Below are 23,860 nucleotides of genomic sequence, written 5' to 3'. Positions count from 1 at the left end.
CGCCGGGCCCCTTCAGCACACGGCGAGAAGTTCCTCCAGCGTAGGCTCCTCAACAATGAGCCTGCTGTCGTCCCCGCAGCATTCGGCGATGTAGTAGTCGCTGTCGTGAGTGACCTGCTTGAGATAGGGGCGAGTGTCCAGTTGGCCCCGAAGAACTCTTGGACGTCGATCCAGCGCCGACACGCTGAAAGAATCCAACGGCACGGTGAGGCCTCGTCCGAGGTACTTCACGTAGCTCTCCTTGAGTGTCCAGATCTGGACCAAGCGTCGTGGCCGTTCACCGTCCGGTGCCGCTGAGACGTAGGAATGCTCGTCCGGCGCGAACCGGTGGGAAATGTCGACGGCGCCCGCACCGGCGTGCTCGATATCTACCCCGATCTCTGAGGTGCTCGTGGCGCATACGGCCCAGTTGCCTGAGTGCGCCAAGTTGAAATGCACTTCGGCGCACTCAAGGAGGAACGGCTTTCCGAACTCATTTATCGCCATGGCCAGATCACGGACCGGTAAGCCGTGTTTCCTGACCAGCGCGTAGCGCAAGAGGACCCCTGCTGTCAGACAGCGCTTCTGGTCCTCGACGAAGTGGAACATTGCCGCGCGCGCTCGCCGCTCGGCCGGCACGGCTTGCCGGAAGCGGTCCATGTCGACGACCGGCAGCCTGTCGATGTCAAAGGCCACGACCGCCGACATCTCGTCACCGTCGCTCGTGCATCAGCCGGTGGTCGGGATCACCTCGATCGACCGACGCGTCGTGCATCTGCCACAGCAGCTGCATCTTGGACCCCATCAGCGAAGCCATTTCGGCACGGTACTCTTCCAGGAAGAAGTGTCCACCGTCGAACTCCGTGACGTGCAACGGGTGATCGGTGTAGCGCGCCCACGCATCGGTGGTGACCGTGTCGCCCCGCCCCTCCATGAGTACGACGGGGCACCGTAGCTTCTCGAAGGTGTCGTCCTCGTAGCTCCCCATCAGTCGTAGATCGGCCTCTATGGTGGGCCCGAAGTACTTCATGAACGTCGCATCCCGCAGAAGTTCCTCACTGAACCCGCCGTAACGCAGCAGCACTTCATTGAAGCCCTCAGCGGTATCGAGGGCTTTCACCTTCTTGAAGCGGGCCTCACACGGTGCTGACGAGGCGGAGCTGAAGTACACCAGCGGTGCGTTGTCCAGCCGCTCCTGGCACAGCTTGGCCACCTCGTAGCCGATGATGCTTCCCATGCTGTGTCCCCAGATGGCATACGGTCCGCGGAACACGTCGAGGCACTCCGTGAAGACCTCCCTTGCCAGCTCCGAGGCGGACGTCGGCATCGGGGTGTTCATCTTGCGCTCGCGGAGCGGGTACCGAACGATATGCAGATCGATTCCGTCCTGGAATGCGTATTTCCACCTGCTGTAATACAGCTCGCCCGCGCCTGCATGGGGGAAGCATACGAGCGGGATCTTCCTCATGGCACCCACCAGGGATCTCCTCAAGCCTTCTCGAGAGCTCGAGCGGCGCCGAAGAATCCGAGGACCGACCACACCCCCAGGACGACATAGCTCACTGCCCCTGCCTCGAACGTCGTGTGCGCCAGCGAGGCCCTCATGACTTCGGCCATGTGGTAGATGGGCAGCAGCTCATGCACGAACTGGAGCCATTCGGGCATGCGGTCGATCGGGAAGTTGATCGGCGAGAACATCAGTGCCGAGAAGCCGATCAACTGCGACACCGCCATGGTCGCCTCCGCCGGCAGGAGGAAGGAGTAGCCGTATCCGATGCCGAAGCACGCCGCCACCATGAGGACGAAGACGGGAAGGATCGTCCACGGCACGTTGTAACCGGGCTCGAAGATCAGGTGCGCCACGGCTATCGAGATCGCGATGCCCGGGACCGTAATCAACGCCCAGATGCCGACATCGGCGATCAGGAACGACTTCCGGCTGACGGGGAGCGACTTCACGAAGTCGATGTAGCCGGCCATTTTCGCGCCGGCGTTCTGGAAGGGCAACATCACGAGCGCGGTGAGGATCAGCACGATCGTCGGGGCGCCGGTGGCGAGATACAGCAGGTCCTTCTGGTCCGGCGACGCCATCAGGTAGGAGAACCCGATGCACACGCCCAGGGCGATGACGACCATGAGCACGGTGAAGACGACCAGGTAACTACCCATCTTCTTGGCCTGGAGTTCGACGACGTACTTGACTTCATTAGCGAGTTGCATCTTCAACCGCTTCCGCCTTGCCGACGAGTTCGATGTAGGTGTCTTCGAGCGTGACCTCGCTGATGAAGTACTCACCGAGCTTTCCGTGTTCGTGGCAATCCGCCGCCCAGCGCAGTACATCGGAGGCGAACTCGCGGTCGAACACGAGGGTCAACTCCGCGTCCTCGACCTTGACGCTGTGGGCCCAGGCCGGCCGGCCGAGTGTGTTCTCGTCCGCTGACGCGATCGCCTTCAGTTTCATCCGGTTCCCGGAGGTCTCTGCCTTGATCTTGCTCGCGTTCCCTTGGATCAGCACCTTGCCCTTGTCCAGCACGGCGACTTCGTCGACCGCGTTCTCAGCCTCCGCGATGCTGTGTGTCACCAGCACCACGGCGGTGCCGTCACGCGTCAGATCGCGGATCGCGCTCCACAGATGACGTCGGCGCACGGGATCCACGTCGTTCGTCGGCTCGTCGAGAATCACCGCCCGGCCCGGCCGGATGGCAGCCATGCAGAAGCCCGTAAGCCGCAGGATGCCTCCGGAGAGCCTGTTCCCCGGCACATCGGCCCATTGCGTGATGTTGAGCCGCTCGAACAGCTGCGTCGTGCCCTCCTCCACCTCGCGGTTGGTCGCACCGCGGAGCTTGCCCATGAGACGCGTGGCGTTACGAGGGGTCAGCTCGCCGAGCGGCGTCTTGGACTGTGGCTGGACGGAGCACAGATAGCGGCCCCGGCTGCGGTTCTTCACGATGTCCTCGCCCGCAATGACGATCGAGCCCGAATCGGGCACCAGTAAGCCCAGCATCTGGTTCACGATCGTCGTCTTGCCGGCTCCGTTGTGGCCGAACAGGCCGAATACGTCACCTTCGTTGACGCGAAGACTGATGTCGTCGTTGGCGACGGTCTGGCCACCCCTGGATTTGAAGATCTTTGTCACGTTCTCAATTTCGATTACTGCCATGGTCAACCTTTCTCATCGATACGCGGAGACGCAGCACTGACGGCGACACCTCGCGTCAGGTGTTCGACCTCTTCGTCCAGGATCCTGATGATGTCGTCGGGCTCCTCCACCCACTTGCACAGGATGACCAGGTCCAGCCTTCCGTTTCCGGTCTTCGACACGCAATAGCAGTCGGCGTAGTCCAACTTGCCGTGGTCGTCGGTCAATTGCTCAAGCGTCATCTCCCAGATCGCGTCATACTCCTTCTCCAAAGTACCGGCGAAGTTGAACACGCACGGCGGCCGGAGCGAACGGTTCATGACCTCTTTCGTCGCCGCGAGCACCTTCCGATACCTGACGAGAGAACGAAGATCGTGGACGAGATCGGGAAAGCTGATGTTGTTCTTGTTCAGCATGCGGATCTTCGCCCCGATGGTCTCCGCGAGAAAGGTGTGGGCGTTGTGCTCCGCGGATATCACCACAGGCAGGCTGTCCAGGGACATCCCCATGACATCGGAGTAGTCCTTGTCCTCGAAGACCCGCGACCGGACGACGAGCGCGGCCGCCACCTCGTCCACCTTCATCAGGCGGGCGACGACGCGGGCATACAGGTGCAGGGCCAGCGAGAACGGTTCTGGGTCCGCGCCGCCGTCCGAGTCGCTGTCCCCTCGGAGTTTGCTCAGCTCGACGGAGTAGCGGATCTGGTGGATCCGGCCGTTCGCGTAGCGGGCGGACTTCTCCTGGATGGCCTTGGCGCAGCGGACGTACTTCCCAAGTTCGAACTTCTCTATGATCTCGTCCGCGGTGATGTCCACGGGGTCCTTGAAGAGCTGTCCCTGCAGATGCCGGTAACTCTTCGCTGCGGGCATCGCCCGGCTGGTTCCGGCCGACAGTTCCTGGTACCTCCTCAGCAGGTCGGTGCGGAAGGTCTGGCCGGAGGCCGCGTCGAAGACCGAGTGGTCGAACCGGAAAAGGAGGTCGTAGGCCTTTTCGTTGTACTTCATGAGCACGACCTCGTACATGGGCTTGTCGACGATCTCGGAGTCCAGGCTCCACTCGCGATTGACCAGCTCCGCACGCCACTCCTCCTGCCGCCGCGGCTCCAGGGCGGACAGATCGATCCGCGGCAACGCGATCGTCGTGGGCGCCTCGAATTCCTTCCACCGCAGCCGACCGAACGACCGGGACAGGAAACTCCGCATGAGCCCGTGGCGTCCGACGACGTCGCACAATGCCCGCTGAAGCACATCGACGTCGATCAACTCACGAAGCTGGATCAGGTAGAGCTGAAGTCGGGCTTCGCCGGCGAAGTGATGCTTCTGCATCCCACTGAGAGGGTAGGTCCATTTCACCGGCTGAGAGCCGATCAGATTCCGCAGCTCTTGCTGGCACCGGTCGATCTCGTCGAAGGCTGATGCGAGGCCACCTTCGGGGTGCGTCGGGCCGTCGTTGATCCCCAGCGACTCGAACGTGCGGTTGGTCAGGAAGCCCTCTTCCGCCGTGCCGGAAAGAATGTGGTGCGGTACGAACGCGTCGGGCAACCGGAGATCGCTGATCTCGCGGATGACCCTCCGCCGGAGTTCATCGTTCAACCCGCCGACGAAAAGGATGACCAGGGGATCGTCTGCAGATCCCGTTCGGAATTCCTGGAAGCTGCAGGTCGTGTGCAGGCGTGCCGCCAGCAGCGCAGCGATGCTCTCCCACGAGTCGGCTTCCTCGTTGACGCGGTTCGCCGGCCGGCTGATGAATCTCACCAGGCCGTCGACGGTCGGGTGATTGTGGACATCGCTTGCGAGGACCGGGTAGCCCTGCTGCTCCAGGATGCTGATGAACCGCACCAGCCTGACCGAATCGAGTCCGAGGTCGAAGATGTCCTCGCGTGTGTCGATTCCGTCGAACCCGAGCAGGTTGGTCAGTTCCCTCTCCATCAGTGCGGTGACGGCGTGCCGTTCGTCATCGGGTGCGAGGGCGACCTCCGACGTGCCCGGCCTGTCCGCTGCCGGGACCGTCAGGATGTCCAGCCCGTGATAAGCCGTGCGGATACCGGACCCGTTCAGCTGCGAGAGCAGCTGCAGAACCGACCAATCACCGTCCGTGACACGGGCGAACGAGTAGAGCCGCGTCACGCCTGTTTCCATGTCGATCAGCTCGTTCTCGGCGAACCAGCGGGTGACGTCGGCGTCCCAACCGTGCTGGTCGAGCCTCGGTCGGGAAAGGACGTGACAGGGGATGCCCCGCTCCTGTCCTGCTTCCCGGAGCCGGTCGACGAGCGTGCGCCGTGCGACGATGCCGGCCGCGTCCACGCCGGTACTTGTGGCGCCCCGGACCGGCGTGTCCCACACGACGATCTCGTCGATCGCGGGAAGTTCGCGTACCTGCCCGGCCAGCGCACTGGCCACCGCGCCCCACGTTGGTCCCGTCACGGTCGGCAGTACCGTGACGCGTCCGCCTCCGGCGTTCACGCGAGCCGATGAGACCTTCCCGTCAAGCCCGAAGGGCACGACGTCGATGATGCGCCTGGGGAGCCCGTCAGCCATGTCCCCGAGCACCTGGTCGACATCGCCTGAGTGGCACAGGATCGCCGTCCGCCCGGCCCGGCCCCCTGCCGGATGCCGGTCGCCGTGGAGGGGAACCATCGTCGGAGCGAACCGCCTGCTGCCCGCGTAGCGAACTGCCGTCTCGTCAGGCCGTTCCGCCTCCAGTTCCTTCTGCAGGCAGTCGCTCCATGCGGCCCGCTCCCCGCCGGCCGTGATCGACGCGTCACACCGCAGGGCCCGCACCCGCACGCCGGGGAACTCGTAGTTCAGGCCGAGGAGCCGGGGCAGGAAGTCGACCCTGTTCCGCAGGAAGTCCGCGGTGTCCAGCACGAGCAGATCCCTCACGCACGGTTCCCTCATCTCGGGCACGACCGCGGAGAGATCCCGCACGAGCCGGGTCAGCGACGCGTAGTTCTCGCGGTGGACGACAAACGCGTCACCGGCGAGTGCATGATCCTCCAAGTCACCGACGAGCCGCTTCAGGTCACCTTCGTGGCTCGCGCGTATGACGGCACCCGACTGCCCGTGAAATCGGTACTCCTGGCCGAAGGTGACGTACAGCGCTCGCCAGTGCGGGATGGCCGCCAGGACGCGTCGGACCGTCGGGGCGTCGTCGGTGAAGACGACAAGCACCCGCCCCTTCTCCTTCCCGAGGGAGTGGGGAAGCAGGGTCCGGGACCAGGCCAGGCGGAGTGCGGGCAAGGATCCGCCGGCGACGGGCCCCGGGCCCGTGACGACCGCACGGCCCGGCTGAACCGTCGCCGTCTGTGTTCCCGCGTCGCCGAGGCCGGAGAGCATCCGATGGAACTCGTCGACATCGACCGGGTACTCGATCTTGTCGAACGGGTAGAGCGGGAGGTGTAGTTTGCGGGGATCGCGCCCGCGGTGGAACGCCTTCCAGTCGAGGGCGACTCCCGCCTGCCAGAGCTTCTTGACGACGCGCGCCAGGTGCTCGTGATCCCCGATCTCCTCCATCCGGTGCCGCAGCAGGTTGACGGAGGTGACACCCGTGCCGCGTCCGATGTTCCGTACGAAGGACGACAACGACTTGCCCGGGCCGACCTCGACGAAGACGGCGTCGCCGCGTGCGAGCACCGTCTCGACGCCGCGCTTGAACTGCACCGTCCGACGGATGTGCGCGCAGTAGTAACCCGGATCCGTGGCCTGGTCCGCGGTGATCCACGTACCGGTCACATTCGACACGTACGGGATCTTCGGTGCGTGGAAGGTCACTTGTTCGGCGACTTCGCGGAACGCGTCGAGCACGCTGTCCATGTACCGGGAATGGGCGGCATGAGCGAGATCCTGGACGCGGGTGACATGCATGCCCCGCTCCGCACAGCGCCGCTCGAACTCCGCGACGTCCGCCGGCGACCCGGAGACCGTGCAGTCCGCCGGGCTGTTGACCGCGGCGACCGTCAACTCGTCCGTCAGCATCGACCGGACGACGTCCTCGGGTGCCTGCACCGACGTCACCGCGCCTTCGGGCGTCGCCTTGATGAGGCTGCCCCGGGCCTCCATGAGGCGTATTCCGTCCTCCAGCGAGAACACTCCGGACACGCAAGCGGCAGCCAGTTCACCGGTGCTGTGCCCGACCATTCCCTGGGGCGTCACTCCCCATCCGATCAGCGTCTGCGCCAGGGAGTACTCGAGCATGAACAGGATGACCTGCGCTGTCTCCATGGAGTTCAGCTGCTTCTCAGCCGCGACGGAATCGCCGAAGAAGACCTCGCGAGGCACCGCGTTGCCCGCCGCCTCGCTGATGGAGAAGCACGTGTCGAGATGGCCCCGGAAGGACTCCTCGGTCGCGTAGAGGTCGCGCGCCATGCGGATGTGCTGAGAGCCTGTTCCGCTGAAGAGGAAGTGGACCTCCCTCCGGGTGTTCTTCCCGAGCCGCACAGGCTCCTCGTTCGTCTCCAACGACTCCTGCAGACGTTCGCGTAACTGGTCGGCGTCCCGGAACTCCACCGCGTAGCGGTAGGCGAGCTGCCGTTGGCGGTTCTGGAGGGTCCAGGCCAGGTCGGCACCGTTCACGTCCGGATGTGCGGCGAGATGGGCGACGAAGTTCTGCTTGATGCGCCCGAGTGCGTCCGCGGAGGATGCCGAGACGGCAAATGTGTTGTACTCGCGCCCAGCCGAAGAGGGAGCGACAACGGGTGCCTCTCCGAGGACGACATGGGCGTTGCTCCCACCGATCCCGAACGCGCTGACGCCCACGTGCACCGGCAAGGAATCCTGACCCTGCGAAGACTTGCGGCGCAGCGCTTCCCTCTGTGCCACGACGTAGAAGGGACTGCCGTCCAGGCTGATGTTCGGATTCAACTCGCCGAAGTGCAGACTCCGCGGGACCGTACGGCTCTCGAGGATCTTGCAGGCCTTGATGAGCGAGGCAACGCCCGCGGCGGTGTCCAGATGCCCGATGCTCGGCTTCAGCGAACCAAGACCGACCGTTCCCGGGGCCCCGGGGCCGAACGCCTTGCGCAGCGCTTCGACTTCGACGGGGTCCCCGAGCGCGGTGCCGGTCCCGTGGGTCTCGACATACGACACCTCGGCAGGGGTGACGTTCGCGACACGGTGGGCCTTGCGGATGACTTCGGCCTGTCCTTCGATGCTGGGCGCCGTGTAGCCGATCTTGCGGTTGCCGTCGTTGTTCGCCGCCGAGCCTTTGACCACCGCGTAGACGCGGTCCCCGTCCCGAAGCGCGGTCTCCAGGCGCTTGAGGACCACGACACCGGCGCCGTTGCCTTCCACGATGCCGGCGGCGTCCTTGTCGAACGCCCTGCAGGAGCCGTCCGGCGAATAGACCATGTTCTCCTGGTGGAGATAGCCGCGTTTGTGCGGCAGGGTCAGGCCGCTGCCGCCGGCCACCGCGATATGGCAGGCCCCGGTCCAGAGATAGCGGCACGCCATGTCAATGGCCATCAGTGAGGTCGAACACGCGGTGTGGACGGAGAGCGCCGGCCCCTTGAGACCGAGGGCGTAGGCGATCCTCGTGGCGGTGAAGTCCTTGTCGCCCAGTTGCAGATCGGTGAACGCCACGCCTGACCGCGCGATGGATGTGCGCAGGGTGTGCGCCTCCCAGGGGAGGTTGTTGGTCGCCCCGAGGAAGAGACCGATGGGTTCGCTCCGCCCGTCCGCCGAATAACCGGCGTCCTCGAGGGCGTGATACACCTCCTCGTGCAGTGCGCGGACCTGAGGGTCCAGCGTCGCCGCATCGGCAGGCGTGTAGTGGAAGAACGGCGCGTCGAAGAACTCGAGGTTCGGGAACACGCCCTTGGCCCGCACGTAGTTCTCGTGCGCGAGCTCCTCTGGGAACACGCCCGCCTCGAGCAACTCGTCGTCGGTGAAACGGGAGATCCCCTCGACTCCCTCGACGAGATGGGTCCAGAAGTCGTCGAGGTTCTCGGCCGCCGGGAACCGCCCTGCCATGCCGATGACGGCCAGCTCAAGCCCCGTGTACTGACGCTCGATGTGCTTGCCCTCAGACACTGTCGGCCTCCCCTTCCCACGCGTCGCCGAGTTGACGCAGCAGGTGGCCGGCGCTTGCGGCTGCCTGCTCCTCCTCCCGGTCTTCGGTCGATGAGGTGTCGGGCAGCGCTTCTTCTTCCTTGCGCGTGGGTTCGAGGTGGGCGGCCAGTGACACGATGGACGTGTACTCGAAGAAGAGCGTGAGCGGTACGTCGCGGCCCAGTTCCTTGCGCAACCGGTTGCTGATGGCCACCAGGTTGAGGGAGTTCATCCCGAGGTCGAAGAAGTTGCGTTCGGTGTCGATGTCCACCTCGGGGAGGACGCCTGTCACGACGTCGAGCAGGACCCGTTCCATGCCGGACAGGTGACGCCGGTCCGGCATCTGGTGGCCTGCGTCGGGTTCCGCCCGGTACGCCTCCAGCCCGTGACGGTCGACCTTTCCGTTCTTGTTGAGGGGAAACGCGTCGAGCCGCACCAACAGGGAGGGAATCATGTACCCGGCCACCTGGGCGGCCAGCGCTTCCCGAACGGTGTCGGGCGAGAGCGCTCCTGCTGCGAGGTAGTACCCGTGAAGGCTTTTTGATCCGTTCTTGTCGACCGCGATCACGACGGCGTCGTCGATCTGATCGACCGACTTCAGGATGCTCTGCACCTCGCCCAACTCGACGCGGAAGCCACTGATCTTGACCTGGTCGTCCGTGCGCCCGATGTAGTCCAAGTTTCCGTCCGGCAACTCACGGACCAGGTCGCCCGATCGGTAGAGGCGTTCACCGGGCAGGTGGGGAACCGCGATGAACTTCTCGCGATTCAGCTCCGGCCGGCTGTGGTATCCGGCGGACACGCCTTCCCCACCGAGGCAGAGTTCACCGATCGCCCCAGGTGGCAGGGGATTGAGGCCGTTGTCGAGTACGTACGCCGTCGCATGGTTCAGTGCACGCCCGATGGGGATCCGATCCCTGCGCAGGTCTTCGGTGCGGATGGTGTGGGTCGTCGAGAACACCGTGTTCTCGGTGGGCCCGTAGCCGTTGGTGATCCGCAGACCCGGGCACGCGTTCAGCACCTTGGTCAGATGAGGCACCGAGAGCACGCTGCCGCCGACGATGAGGTGCTCAAGAGGGGCGAAGATCTCCGGATCGCGATCGCTCAGCTGGTGGAACAAAGGCGCCGTGAGCCAGATGCCGCGCACCTGGTGCCGGCTGATCATGTCGTGCATGCGGCCGCCGTCGAGGACGTCGACCTCATCGGGCAGGACCAGAGTCCCCCCGAAGAGCAGCGAGCCCCAGATCTCGAAGGTGCAGGCGTCGAAGGCGGGCGAACTGGTCATCATGAGGACCAGCTCGTCGCTGAAGTCGAAGAACGTCTGGTCGGCGAAGAGACTCAGGATGTTCCGGTGCGTGATGTAGCAGCCTTTGGGCCGGCCGGTGGAGCCGGAGGTGTACATCAAGTACGCGGCGGCGTCGCTCGTGCCCGTGTACCGGGGAAACTCCGCCACGTCCTCGGCGGGCTCGTCGACAAGAACGATCTCGGCCCGCTCAGGCACCTTCTCTGCGAACTCCGCCACCGTGCACAGGTGTTGCACACCTGCATCGGAGAGAACGTCGTCGATCCTCGGGGTCGCGTCCTTCGTGTCGATCGGGAGGTAGTGGTCTCCGTTCTTCAGCAGGCCGAGCATCGCCACGAGCAGCTCCGGACGCCGGTCGGTCAGCACGCCGACACCCACGCCCGGGCCGACACCGAGGCTCTTCAACTTCCAGGCGACAGCGTCGGACCAGCAGTCGATCGTCCGGTAGGAGTACTCCTTGCCCTGCCACACGACGGCGGTCTTGTCACCGTGGGTCCGGACGATTCCGTCGAAGACGTCGACGACAGACGAATCCAAGGAGATCGAAGGTGCCGTTTGCGGGACGGTCCCGGCCGGACCGCGGTGGATGTCGTGATCCCGGGCCCCGATCCGCCTGACCGGGATATGCGGATCGTCGACCCCTGCCGTCAAGACGCGGATCAGGCAGTCCTCCAGCGTTGCCATGAGAGCGGATGAGTGCACGTTCGCGTTGTACGTGAACGTCACGGCGAAGTCCGGCCCGGGATTGACCACGACGTGGAAGTCGTAGTCGGTCCGTTCGAACACCTCGACGCCATCGAGGCGGAAGCCCTCTTCGTCGGTGCTGAATTTCTGCAACTGTTCCGACAGCGGGTAGTTCTCGAAGGCGAGAACATGATTCAGCAGGTCATTCTTCAGCTGTGTGACGCCCTGGATCTCGTAGAGCGGGTAGTACTGGTAAGGACTCGCCCGGCGGTACGCGTCCTGCACGCTCCTGCACAGGCCGATGAAATCGGTGTCCTCCTGGGCCGTCACGCGAACCGGCTGCGTGTTCACGAACAGGCCGACCATGTCCTCGACGCCGTCCACGTCGACACCCCGGCCCGACACCACACTGCCGAACACGACATCGTCGGTGTAGTTGAATTTCTGCAGGACGATGCCCCAGGCCGCTTGGAACACGGCGCTCTGCGTCACCTGGTTCTGCTGCGCGAACCGCTTCAACCCGTCGTGCAGATCGCCGGGAAGCGTGAACCGGTGAGTGGCGCCGTGGTATCCGTCGGCGCCGCGGCTCGTGGGCAGCACGGCCGGCTTCTCGTAACCGTCGAGCTCGTCCGCCCAGTACCGGTGGGCGTCCTCGCTGCGTTGCCGCTCGTACCACCCGATGTAGTCGCTGTACGGGCGGGCCTCGTGCCGCTGCTGGACCGATCCTGTCCGGACGAGTTCGTCGTAGTAGCCGAACAAGGTCTTGAACAGCGGTCCCAGCGACCATCCGTCCAGAATGATGTGGTGGAAGGTGAAGACCAAGTGCCATTGCTTCTCGCCGGTATCGATCAGGGTCGCCCGCAGGAGGACATCCTTGGTCAGGTCGAAACCCCGGGTGCGATCGGCCGCTTTGAAGGCGGTGACGGCCTCGTCGGTGTCGGGGCTCCCGGCACAGTCCACACGAGCGAATTCGGGTGCCCACTCCTTGAGGACCACCTGGTACGGGTCGTCCGTGTTCCGGAAGGAGAGGACGGAGCGTAAGACGCTGTAGTGCCGCGAAAGGGCGGCGAGCGCCGCTCGCATGCGGTCTGCGTTCAGCTCGCCGGTGCCGCTGAAGTCGAACTGCTCGACGTAGGCGTCGGATTCCGTGTCGATCGCGTAATTGAAGAACATCCCCTTCTGCATCGCGGCCAGGCCCGATATCGACTCGATATTGTCTTTGTCCACCATGAGAGGGCTCTCTCTGTCCGGGTTTTCAGTGCCTAGATCTCGTCGACCAGGTCGGTCAGGATGTCGTCGACGACGTGCTGACGAATCGACGAGGTACGGAAGCCCCGTCGTTCGCCGGCTGTCAGCGCCTCGCGTACGTCACGGAACGACGTTCTGATCGCCTCGGTGATCTCACGAACGGCGCCGGTGTCCCGCCATGTCTTCGGACAGCGCACCTCGAAGACCACGTCGTTCCTCGTCCGGTGCGCCGTGATGTCCAGGACGTACGGCGATCGATGCGCCTCGTCGGTCGTGATGTCCATCGGAAGATGGGTGACCGAGAGATCTCCGTCGCTCTCCTGGCTGCCCAGATAGTTGAAGCTGACTTGAGGACGAAGCCCCTCGAGTGCCTCACGCCACTCGCCCGGAGCCGACCCGAACCGCAGGAGAGCACCGAACCCGAGGCCCTTGTCCGGCAGCCGGTCGAAGGAGCGCCGTACGGATTCGACGGTGTCCTCCACACCGTCCTCGACCTGGACGAGGTGCGGGAACGTGGTGGTGAACCAGCCCACCGTACGGCTCACGTCATGGTCACCGGCGACGGGTTCGCGGCCATGGCCCTCCATGGAGACCAGGATCCGGTCATGGCCGGTCACCGAGGCCAGCGCGCGGGCCAGTACGGCGACAAGTGTCTCCGCCGCTCCCGCTCCGTAGCTCTGGCGCGAGGCATCGAGGAAGCAGCTGCCTTCCGCCTCCTCCAGGCGAATCAGCTCGGCGACGCTCTCGCCTCGCGCGAGGTCGTCCTCGCCGAACAGCCGGCCGGCGTCCGCCGCGCCCTGTGCGAGGTCCGTCCAGTAGGGGAGCTGTGACTGGAAGCCGCCGTCCTCCGTGTACCGCCTCAGGTCCGCCGTCCACGCCGGGAAGGACATGGTCTTCGGCGGAAGGTCGGCGTCCACGGCGGATACACAGGTGATCAGGTCCTCGACCAGGATCCCCCACGAGACCACGTCCACGGCCAGGTGATGGATCGCGACGGCGAAGCCTCGCCCCCCGTCCCCGAGGCCGGCGGACACCGCGACGACCGGTCCGCCCTGGACGTCCACCCGGGCCTGCAGTGCCTTCAGATATCCGGGGAGTTCCGTCTCGGGCAGGTCGTCCGGCGCCGTCTCCGCATGGATCAACGAAGGCGCGTCGACGTCCCGGAGGCACAGCCGGCCCTGCGCGTCGATCTCCACGCGCAGCATGTCGTGGTACCGCACCAGCCGCCGCACGGCGCGCAGCAGACGGTCGAGCGACAGCGGCTCATCGAGCGTGAGCAGCAGACTCTGGTTGAACAGGTGCTTCCGGTTGTCGGCGCGAGCGAGGAACGCGTGCTGGATGGGGCCTGCGGTGAGCGGTCCCGACAGCGGCTCCTGATCGTAGACCTGAGCATCGGACCGGAGGTGGGAGGTGTCCGCCGCCTTCTCCGCCAGCACGCGGATGGTCTGGTGCTCGAGGATGTCCATGACGCGGACCCCGATGCCGAACTGCTTGAGCTTGGCCACGATCTGGATCGCCTTGATGGAATCGCCGCCCAGTGCGAAGAGGTTCGCGTCGATGTCCTCCACGACGATGCCGAGCACGTGGGACCACGCCGCCGCCATCTGCCGCTGGAGTTCACTCACCGGCGGGGCCGTCGAGGCGTGGGGAGCGGCGGCCGGCGGGGGCAGCGCTGCGGCGTCGACCTTGCCGTTCTTGTTCAACGGCACCTCGTCCGTCGCGACGATGAACGACGGCACCATGTAACTCGGCAGGCGCCGCCGCAGCGCCGCGCGGAGGCGCGAGCCGTCGTGGTCGGCGCCGTCCTCGTACCGCACCCACAGGCACAGACTCCCGCCGCCCGCGCCTGTCTCGCGCACGGCGGCGTGCGCCCATTGGACGTAAGGCTCCTCCAGTGCGACGTTGATGACCTCCGCGAGTTCGATGCGGTAGCCCCGCAGCTTGACCTGCTGGTCGGCGCGCGCGTGGTAGTAGAGAAGGCCGTTGCTCTTGAAGGCGACCAGGTCGCCCGTCCGGTAGAGCCTCTCGCCGGGAACTGCCGGTGACCTGACGAACCGTTCAGCTGTCAGGCCCGGCTGATTCAGATATCCGTCGGCCAGGCCGGAGCCGCCGATGTACAGCTCGCCGACCGCGCCGATCGGCTGAGGGCGCAGCTGCTCGTCGAGCACCCAGAGCGAGGTGCCGCCGACGGCCCGGCCGATGGGGACGGTGTCGTGGTCCTCGAGATCGTCGAATACGTGCACGGCCGCGAAGACCGTGGTCTCCGTCGGCCCGTAGCCGTTCGCGATGCGGCCGGGCCCCAGGAGGTCGAACGCCTTCCTCAGGTGGACGGGGGAGGCGGCCTCGCCACCGCAGATGACCCTGCGGACGCCGGCGAGCGCGTCAGGAGCGATGTCGATCAGCGTGTTGAACATCGACGTGGTGATGAAGAAGCGCGTCACCCCGTGACGCTCGATCGTGGCCCCGAGCTGTTCCACGTCCAGGACGGTCTCCTGGCTGGTGATCACGAGCGAGGCGCCGTTGGTCAGCGCCGCGTACATGTCGTAGACGGACCCGTCGAACGAGTAGTCCGAGAGCAGGAGAAAGGTGTCGCCGCGGTCCGCGTCGGCGAAGGCCGCCCGGTGTGCCACCCGCAGCACGCCCCGCTGCCGGATCAGGGCACCCTTCGGGGCCCCGGTGGTTCCGGACGTGTACATGACGTAGATCTCGTCGTCGCTGCTGCTCGGGAGGCCCGGGTCCGTCGCCTCCCGCGTCGTGTCCATGCAGGCGTTCAGTTCCAGGACCTGTAGCCGGTCGGAGGAGAGTGGCGTCGCTTCCTGCATCCGTGCGGCGGTCGCGAGCAGCAGGCCGGCCCCCGAGTCGTCCAGCATCACCTGGAGGCGTTCGGCCGGGAAGCCGGTGTTGAGCGGGATGTAGTAGCAACGGGCCTTCAGGATGCCGAGAATGGCGGCGATCATGTCGAAGGATCGGTCCATGAGCAGGGCGACCGGCGCTCCGGCCGCGACTCCGCGCTGCATCAGGCCATGGGCGACCAGGTTCGCCCGCACGTTGAGTTCGCCGTACGACAGGTGCTCGTCGTCCGTGATCAGCGCCGTCCTGTGCGGGGCGGCCGCGACTTGTCGCTCGAACAGCTGGACGATGCTCGGTGTTTTCGGCGGTGATGCGGGGCCCGCGGCGAGCCGTTGGATCAGCTCAGCCTCCCGCGGGGGGATCAGCTGGAGAGTACCGAGCCGGTCCTCGTTCTCCGCCGTGAGAACAGAACGGAGCAGTTCCGCATAGCGCTCGGCATAGAGATCGATCGTCTCCTTCCTGAACAGCGCGGTGGAGTACTCCCACTTCAGCAGGAGTCCCTCGTCCGTCTCACGGGTGCTCAGCGTGAGGTCGTACTTGGCGCTGCCGTCGTCGAACAGGACGAGCTTCTCGCGTCCCATGCCCATGTCGACGTTCTGGTGCACGAAACAGACATCGAACAGCGGTCGCCGCCCGGGTTCGCGCGGCGGCTCGATCTCCTCGATCAGAAATTCCAGCGGATAGTCCTGGTGCTCGAACGCCTCAAGGACGGTCGACTTCAGCCCCGAGAAGTACTCCCCGACGCCGGCCCCGGGTTCGGTGGCGATCCGGAGCGGAAGCGTGTTCACGAACATGCCGATGAAATCCTGGTAGGTCAGGTCCGGCCGTCCCATGACCGGAGCGCCGATCACCAGGTCACGTTGTCCGCTCATCCTGGACAGCAGCTGCTGGAACACACCGAGGAAGAGCATGTACGGCGTGATGTCGTGCTCCCTGGCCCAGCGCTTGGCGGCTCGCAGCGTCTGCCCGTCGAGGGTGGTGAAGAGCGTCGCTCCCTCTCCGGCCAGGGCGTCGGTCCGCCGCCAGTCGGTGGTGAGCTGAAGCGTCGGCACCTCGTCGGAGAACGTGGAGACCCAGTAGTTCCGGTGTGGCAGAAGGTCGATCCGGTTCTGTCGGTCGAGGAGTTCACGGAGTGCGGCCCGATAGCTCTTCGGCAAGGGCTGGAGCGCCGCACCCTCCGAAACCGCGGCGAGCTCCCGGAACAGGACCCCCATGGACGCGCCATCGGTGATGATGTGGTGCATATCGATCGCCAGGCACGTCACACCGTCGTCGAATGCGAAGCACGCGGCACGGAACAGCGGCGCCGTATCGATGCGGAACGGCCGGACGAAGTCCTTCATCTCTTCGCGCGCCCGGCTCTCGTGGCTCTCGCCTGGGGCTAGGGCCCCGAGCCGCCGGTGTTCGACCGTCACCGGAACACTCGCGTGGACGCGCTGGAACGGCTCCCCGTTGATCACGTGGAACGTCGAGCGGAGGCTGTCGTGCCGTTCGACCAGCGCGCGCAGACCCGTCTCCAGTCCGGCCACGTCGAACGGGTCCTGTCGGATGGTCAGACCGCCCTCGTTGTACGCCACCGACTCCTCGTTGCGCTGGCTCGCGAAGAACACGCTCCGCTGGGCGGCGGTCAGGGGCAGCTCGTACTCCTCGGCGATCTCCTTCACGTCCGGGCGGCACGCAGGACCGCGGTCCGGCCCGCCCAGCAACGACTGGACGTGCGCGTCGGTGAGGCCGAAGTCCTGGCTGACCGTGTCCGCGAAATCGTCGAAGACCCGTTCCGTCAGCAACGTGGCCGGGGGGATGGCAAGGCCGAGCTCGGCGTTGAGCGTCTGCGTGATCTTCAGTGACGAGATGGAGTCTCCGCCCAGGAGGAAGAAGTCATCCGTGCCGCGGATCGCGGGATACCCCAGGGTCTCGGACCAGACCCACGCGATCACCTTGCGGGCCGATGGGGCATCCGCCACCCCGTGCAGGCGCGAGGGCTGCGCCAGGATGCTCCGGTCCTGCTCGACGGTGTCCTGCTCCGACACGACGTCTGCGGCCGGGCGGACGTTCTCGTCCCACAGACGCAGATGGTGGAAGAGCTGGGGCGGCAGCGACACCCGACGGACGTCTGCGTCCTGGTACAGGCCGACGAACGGCCGTGGCCGGCCGGCGAGGTATCCGGTGACAGAGTCCGTCAACTGCCGGAACCGAACAGGGAGATCGGCCATCTGGTGTGTGTCGGCCTCGGCACGCAGGACGACAGGACGGTTGTCCGGGAACGCCTCGTCGTGCTCCTTGTGCGGGCGCAACAACCGCGTCAGGCCGGCATGGAGATCGGCACGGCTGTCGCAGAGAATGACCGCCCGCACGGGCTGATGTTCACGGCCCCTCTGCATGGTGAGGCAGATGTCGTCGAGGCGGTACTCGGGATGGTCCTCCAGGAAGGCCAACTGAAGTGCCGCGGTCTCAGCGAGGAGTTCCGCATTCCGCGCGGAGATCGGGTAAAGGTGCACGCCCCGGCGGGAGTCCGGCCGTTCCTGCTGGGGAGGAGACTCCTCCAGCACTACATGACAGTTTGTCCCGCTCAGGCTGAAACTGCTCACACCCGCCCGGCGCGGTGTCTCTGTCCGTTCCCACCCGCTGGTCCGGTCACTCACGTAGACCGGGGATTCGGCGAGATCGAGATAGCGGTTCGGTACGTCGAAGTGGAGCGACGGCGTAAGTACCCTGTGCTCGAGGCACAGAAGCACCTTGATCAGTGACGCCAGGCCGGCGGCGCCGACCGTGTGGCCGATGTTCGTCTTCACCGAGCCCAGTGCACAGAACTGCTTCTTGCTCGTGAACTCGGCGAACGCACTGGTGAGTCCCTTGATCTCGATCGGGTCGCCCAGCGGCGTCCCTGTACCGTGCGCCTCGATGTAGGAGAGCGACTCCGGTGGGATGCCTGCCCGCTGCCACGCGTGGACAAGCAGGTCCTTCTGCGCCCGGGCGTTCGGTGCGGTGAGGCCGTTGCTGCGGCCGTCGTTGTTGACCGAGTTGCCGATGATCACGCCGTATACGTGGTCCTTGTCCGCCACGGCGCGTGACAGCGGCTTGATGTACACCCCGGCCACGCCTTCACTCCACACCGTGCCGTTCGCGGCGACGTCGAACGCCCGCACGCGGCAGTCGTCGGATTCGGTCTCGCCCGCGATGCTCGTCGGTGCGAGAAGGAGATTGATGGCAGCCACGAAGGCCGTGTCGCAGTCGCCCTGCCGGATGGATTTCATCGCCGCGTCGAGCGCGACCAGGCCGGACGAGCAGCCGGTGTCGATGACGGTCGCCGGCCCTCGGAGATCCAGGTGGTACGAAAGACGGCTGGCCAGGACGCCGGACCACGAACCGGTGACGGTCGAGAAGTCGTTCTCCGAGAGAAACGGCAGATACGACCTGACCATCCGGTGGGTGTGGTCATTGCCGACGAAGATGCCGGCATTCGACCCGCCCAGCTCGCTCTTGGAGTACCCGGCGTCCTCCGCCGTCTCGACGAGGACTTCCATCAGGTTCCGGTGGTACGGATCGGTCTGCACCGCTACCTGCGGCGGGATACCGAAGTACTCCGGATCGAAGAGGTCGACACGGTCCAGGTATCCGCCCTTGCGAAGGGGGGAGGTGCCGTCGACCCGCCGGAAGTCCTCCTCGCGCATCTTCGGGAAGTCGCCTATGTGCTCCCGGCCTTCCAGCAGATTGGTCCAGAACCGCTCCTTGTCGGGTGCTCCGGGGAAGCGGCAGGCGATCCCCACGACGGCGATGGGTTCGTCCTTCGCCTGTCCCGGCTCTCCGATCGCCTTGATGAATTCCTTGGCCCGGCCGACGTCGAGAGTCTCCTGCTTGACCTGCATGAGCAGGTACTTCAGTAGATCCTTCTTGATGTCCGTGGTCGATGGCATCCTCAGTTCCCCCCGCTGCCGTCGGCCTCGCCGAAGAGACTGGTCAGCTCCGCGTCGCCGATCTCGTCCAGGGCCTCTTTGAGCGACTGGTCCGCCTCCATGGCGGCCGGTGGCTCAAGGCGGTCGCCGACGTCGTCGCCGTTCTCGGGGGTCATCTGTTCGTCGATGTAGGTGGCGAGATCGGCGGCCGTCGCATAGGAGAACAGGTCCGCGATGTCGACCACCCCTGGAAACGCCTCGTCGACCATCGAGAGGAGTTGTGCGGTCATCAGGGAGTTCCCGCCCAGATCCTGGAAGCTTGTGTGTGCGTCGACCTCGGCCAGGCCGAGTACGGCACCGTAGATTCCGCCCACGCGCAGCTGTGTCGGTGTCGGGTCCGACTCTCCCGTGAGGCGGACATCGGCACCGTCGCCGCGCGCCGCCGTCTCCTCCGCGCCGGCGTTCTCCATGGCGGCTTGCACCTCGGGCCGGAGCCGGAAGGGCAGCTCTCCCGGGAAGTCCCTCAGCACCGGCAGGTTGAAAGCGGACGGGATGACGCCCGTGGCCGGACTGCCGATGAAGTAGGCCAGCCACGACAGGCCTTCCTTCACCGACACGGCCGTGAAGGGGGCGTCCGTTGCCCCGAGGCCGTAGGCGACGGCCATGCCCACCTCGGACCACGACGGCCAGTTGATGGACAGCGCGCGGATCCCCTCGGCCTTCGCCCGGGCCGCGAGGGAATCCATGAACGCGTTGGCGGCGCAGTAATCTCCCTGCCCCTGCCCGCCGGTGATCGCGGTGATCGACGAGAAGAACACCAGGAACGCGCCGGGGTGAGCTTTCGCCAGCTCCAGCAGCGCGACGCTCCCGTCCACCTTCGGAGCGAGAACAGCGTCGAAGACCGCGCGCTCCTTCGTGGCGAGGAAGCCGTCACCGGCTGTGCCGGCGGCGTGGATGATCCCGTCGAGGGCGACCCCCTCGGCGAGGAGGCGCTCGCCCGCGCTCCGCACCTCGGCGGCCTGCGAGACATCGCAGAGCAGGTGTTCCGCGACGGCCAGGTCCCGCACGCGACGTGCGGTGTCCTCGTCGAGTGACCGTCGGCCGACGAGAAGGATCCTGGCCGCGCCTGCTCGCGCCATCTCCTCGGCGATGCTGAGACCGAGGCCGCCGGTCCCGCCGGTGATCAGGAACGTCCCGCCTTCGTACAGGTCGCGGGCCGGTGCCTCGTTCGCCTCGGCATGGCGCAGCTCACGCATGAACGTCCGCAATCCGCGGAGCGCTCGCGGCGGCGTGCCGTGGCCGCCGAGGCACTCACGTACGGCGAGGCCGATGTCCGTGTCCGAACCCGCGTCCAGCACGCCCACCGGCAGGTGCTCCTGACCGATCACGAGGGCGAGCGCGGCTGTCGCGGCGGCGTACGGATCGGTGCCGGAAACCCCGTCTTCGACCTGCCACGTGTCCTTGCCCAGCACCCTCAGACCGAGCGCCGGCTTGACCCGATGGGCGAGCAGGCCGTGGTAGAGGCCGAACAAAGCGTCCACGCCGTAGGCTCGCCGTTCCTGGTGGGAGAGGCCCTCGTCAGCGGAGTAGTCGGTGGCGAACAGGACACCCTGGATCCGCTCCTCACGGAGCCGCTCACACAGGAGTCGCACGCCGTCCTCATCGAGCGCGAACGCGTCCCGGCCGAGGTCGGTGGTCTCGGCCAGGTAGCACGGCACCGCACGATGGCCGTGGGCCCTGATCCCGTCGACCACGCCCCGCCCTGCCGCGGTGTCCAGCACGATCGCGGCCCACACGGAGTTCTCGTCCGCGGTCTTCTCCACGGCGGGAACGGGCACCCAGGCGACCTCGAGGAAGCGCTGGGGGCCGTCCAGTGCGAAACGCTCCCAGTCGACCTTTTTGACGGTGTAGTCGGTGACCTGGGCGAAGATCCGGCCGTCCGTGTCGACGAGGTCCACGTCGTAGGTGATCGTCTCGCCGTCGCGACTGTCGTCGCGCACCGTGCGAATCAGCGAGTAGAAGGTCTCGGGCATGGGACGGTGGAGGACGAAGCTCTTGTACAGGTAGGGCAGGAACGTGTGTCCGCCGGTCTGGGAGATGAGGTTGACCGCGTTGTCGAGCTTGGCCGGGTGCAGACCGTAGGCCGCGGTCTCGGCGTCGACCCCCTCCGGGAGCCGGAGCAGCGCCAGTGCCTGCGCGCCGTTCTTCCACAACGCCCGTACGGAGTCCCACCTCGGTCCGAACTGGAACACCCCCGTGTCGCTCTCGGTGACGAACGGGTCCGTGACCTCGGTCGCCGCGCGTTTCGCCGTGCCGGTGTCGACAACGGTCGCCGGGGCCGCCCCGTCGAACGAGGTCACCCGGCCCTCGACATGTGTGACCCACTCGGCACCCTGACGGCTCGCCACCTGGAACGAGTAGCCGTCGGCCGCCCGGTCGAGTCGGGTTCGCACCGAGACTCCCACCCCGTCCTCGACGGCGAGGGGGCGGAGGAAGAAGACGTTCTCGAACCGGACGCGTGGCGAGTTCTCCACGGCGGTGAACGCGGCACGGGCCATCTCGAGGTACGTGGTGCCCGGGACCACGGCACGGTGATCGATCCGATGGTCCGACAGCACCCAGTGCCGGTCCACGGACAGCGTGTTCTCGAACACGACCGAGGCCTCCGAGCGGCTGACCTCGGCGCCGAGCAGTGGGTGCTCCCGGACTCGGCTGATGCCTTGGACGCGCGTCTTCTTGGGCCTGGCCCAGTGGCGGGTCTTCTCGAACGGGTACGACGGCAGCGGCACCCGCCTGCGGCCCTCTCCGTCGTAGTAGCGCGCGAAGTCGACGCGGGCGCCCTGAACGTATGCCGTGGCGATTTCCGCGAGGTCGACGGGGTCGCCGTGCGAGAGATACTCGTCGAGCCTCGCGTTCGCCGTGTCCGACAGACGTGTGGCGGCCTGGACCGTGACGTCGCCGGGGTCCAGCACGGTCTTCTTGTTGCTGACCACGGCGTGCACGCCATGGAAGATCCCGTTCTGCTCAGCAGTGCCCAGGCCCCGGCGCCGGAGCCGGTCGACGGACTCCGCGAGCTGTTCCTTGTCCGACGCGACGATCAGCAGGCGCTGTTCGTAGTGACCACGCCCGACGGAGGACGTGTAGCAGATGTCGGCGAGCGACCACGGACACTCACCGGCCAGCAGCGCCGCATACGCGTCGAGGAGCTCGTTGAGGGCAGCCTCGGACTTGCCACTGACCGTGAAGCAGTAGCGGTCCTGGTGCGCGGCCTCGCTCCGGTACCGGGGTGCCTCTTCGAGGACCAGATGACAGTTGGTCCGGATGAAGCCGAACGAGTTGATCGCGGCGCGTCGGGGCAGGCCACCGGAGTCCCAGGGCGTCAGACGGTCGTTGACGTACAGCGGACTTCCGGTGAAGTCGACGTAGGGATTGGGCACGTCGAAGTGGGCTGACGGAGCCAGCATCCCGGTCTCGAGCGACTTCACGACCTTGGCCACGGACGCCGGGCCGGCCGCGGCCACCAGATGACCCATCGTCGTCTTGAGGGAGCCGATCCCGCAGAACTGCTTGCGCGCCGTGTGCCGTCGAAACGCGTTGCTCAGGCCCTTGATCTCGATCGGGTCGCCGAGAACCGTGCCGGTGCCGTGCGCCTCCACGTAGGTGATCGTTTCTGGGGGGACGTCCGCCTTGGCCCACGCGTCGAGGATCACTCGCTCCTGCGTCAGCGCACTGGGCGCGGTGATGCCGGTCGAGGCGCCGTCGTTGTTGATGGCCGTCGCCTTGATGACGGCGCGGATGTGGTCGCGGTCGGCCAGGGCACGCCGGAGCGGCTTCAGCACGACGACACCCGCGCCCTCGCCCCACATCGTTCCGCTCGCCCCCGCGTCGAATGTGCGCACGACGTTGTCGTCCGCCTCGACGCTGCCCAGCGACATCCCGGGGGTGTGGCCGGTCTTCACCTCACCGCCCTGCTGAAGGTTGAAGCCACCGGCCAGTGCCATGTCGCACTCGCCGAGCAGGAGCGACTGGATTGCCTGGTGAATGCATACGGCGCCCGCCGAACAGGCGGTGTCGGTCATGACGCACGGGCCCTTGAGGTCCAGCTGGTAGGAGATCCGGCCGGCCACCAGCCCCTCCCAGGACCCCGACAACTGCATCGGGTGATCCTCGGCGAGCATGCGGTAGTACGAGTAGTTCGTCTGGTCCCTGCCCAGAAACACCCCGGTCCGGGAGCCCTTGAGGGCGTCGCCGCCGTATCCCGCGTTCTCCAGTGCTTCCTGGGCTACCTCCAGGGCGATCCGCTGATAGGGGTCCATGTAGAGGGCCTCGGCCGGGGGGATGCCGAAGTAGCGCGCGTCGAAGTGGTCGATCCGGTCCAGGTATCCACTCGGGGTACTGATCCTGTCCCAATCGGCCTCGTCGACCGCGGCCCCGATGACCAACTCCGAGTAGGAGGGATTGCGGAGGATGTCGTAGAGCTCGTCCTTGCGGGCCGGCGGAAAGTCCCGGATGCAGTCCTGTCCCGCTTGCAGTAACTCCCAGAATGCGTCGACGCTCGTGGCGGCTGCGAAGCGTCCGGCCAGCCCGACGATGGCGATGTCCTGGTGCAGATGGGCGTCCGACAGTTCGAGCAGGAGTTTCTTGGCCGCATCCCTGCCGAGCTGTTTGTTGGCGACTTGCGAGAGGATATAAGCCTTCACATTGTCCATGTGACTTCCCA

Annotated in this window: 8 protein-coding genes; all 8 read right to left on the bottom strand. The window is 66.1% G+C overall.

The features are described 5' to 3' along the window. Positions 1–12 precede the first annotated feature (12 nt). Genes ACZ5U5_RS02010 through ACZ5U5_RS01975 form a run of 8 tightly spaced genes read right to left on the bottom strand, consistent with a single transcriptional unit; the run spans position 13 to position 23,849 of the window. Positions 13–687, bottom strand: a complete 675-nt coding sequence (locus ACZ5U5_RS02010; protein ID WP_469015073.1) for a 4'-phosphopantetheinyl transferase family protein — start codon at positions 685–687, stop codon at positions 13–15. 4 nt (positions 688–691) lie between these two features. Further along, positions 692–1,447, bottom strand: coding sequence for a thioesterase II family protein (locus tag ACZ5U5_RS02005; protein WP_469015071.1), 756 nt, complete (start codon positions 1,445–1,447; stop codon positions 692–694). Between the two features lie 20 nt (positions 1,448–1,467). Then, positions 1,468–2,199 (bottom strand): ABC transporter permease, encoded by a 732-nt coding sequence (locus ACZ5U5_RS02000; protein WP_469015069.1) that lies wholly within the window; start codon positions 2,197–2,199, stop codon positions 1,468–1,470. Beyond that, on the bottom strand, positions 2,186–3,139 hold the full coding sequence (locus ACZ5U5_RS01995) for an ABC transporter ATP-binding protein (protein ID WP_469015067.1): 954 nt from the start codon (positions 3,137–3,139) through the stop codon (positions 2,186–2,188). The genes ACZ5U5_RS02000 and ACZ5U5_RS01995 overlap by 14 nt, the downstream gene beginning before the upstream one ends. A gap of 2 nt (positions 3,140–3,141) precedes the next feature. Next, positions 3,142–9,144 (bottom strand): beta-ketoacyl synthase N-terminal-like domain-containing protein, encoded by a 6,003-nt coding sequence (locus ACZ5U5_RS01990; protein WP_469015066.1) that lies wholly within the window; start codon positions 9,142–9,144, stop codon positions 3,142–3,144. Further along, the gene (locus ACZ5U5_RS01985; RefSeq protein WP_469015064.1) at positions 9,137–12,379 is read right to left on the bottom strand and encodes a non-ribosomal peptide synthetase; all 3,243 of its coding nucleotides are present in this window, start codon (positions 12,377–12,379) and stop codon (positions 9,137–9,139) included. Before ACZ5U5_RS01985 ends, ACZ5U5_RS01990 begins: the two co-directional genes overlap by 8 nt. Before the next feature lie 32 nt (positions 12,380–12,411). After that, positions 12,412–19,161, bottom strand: a complete 6,750-nt coding sequence (locus tag ACZ5U5_RS01980) for a type I polyketide synthase (protein WP_469015062.1) — start codon at positions 19,159–19,161, stop codon at positions 12,412–12,414. Positions 19,162–19,163: 2 nt separating this feature from the next. After that, positions 19,164–23,849 (bottom strand): SDR family NAD(P)-dependent oxidoreductase, encoded by a 4,686-nt coding sequence (locus ACZ5U5_RS01975; RefSeq protein ID WP_469015060.1) that lies wholly within the window; start codon positions 23,847–23,849, stop codon positions 19,164–19,166. Positions 23,850–23,860: the final 11 nt, after the last annotated feature.

The organism is Streptomyces sp. NPDC033177, assembly GCF_055577715.1.
This window is presented reverse-complemented; position numbering and strand designations above follow the sequence as displayed.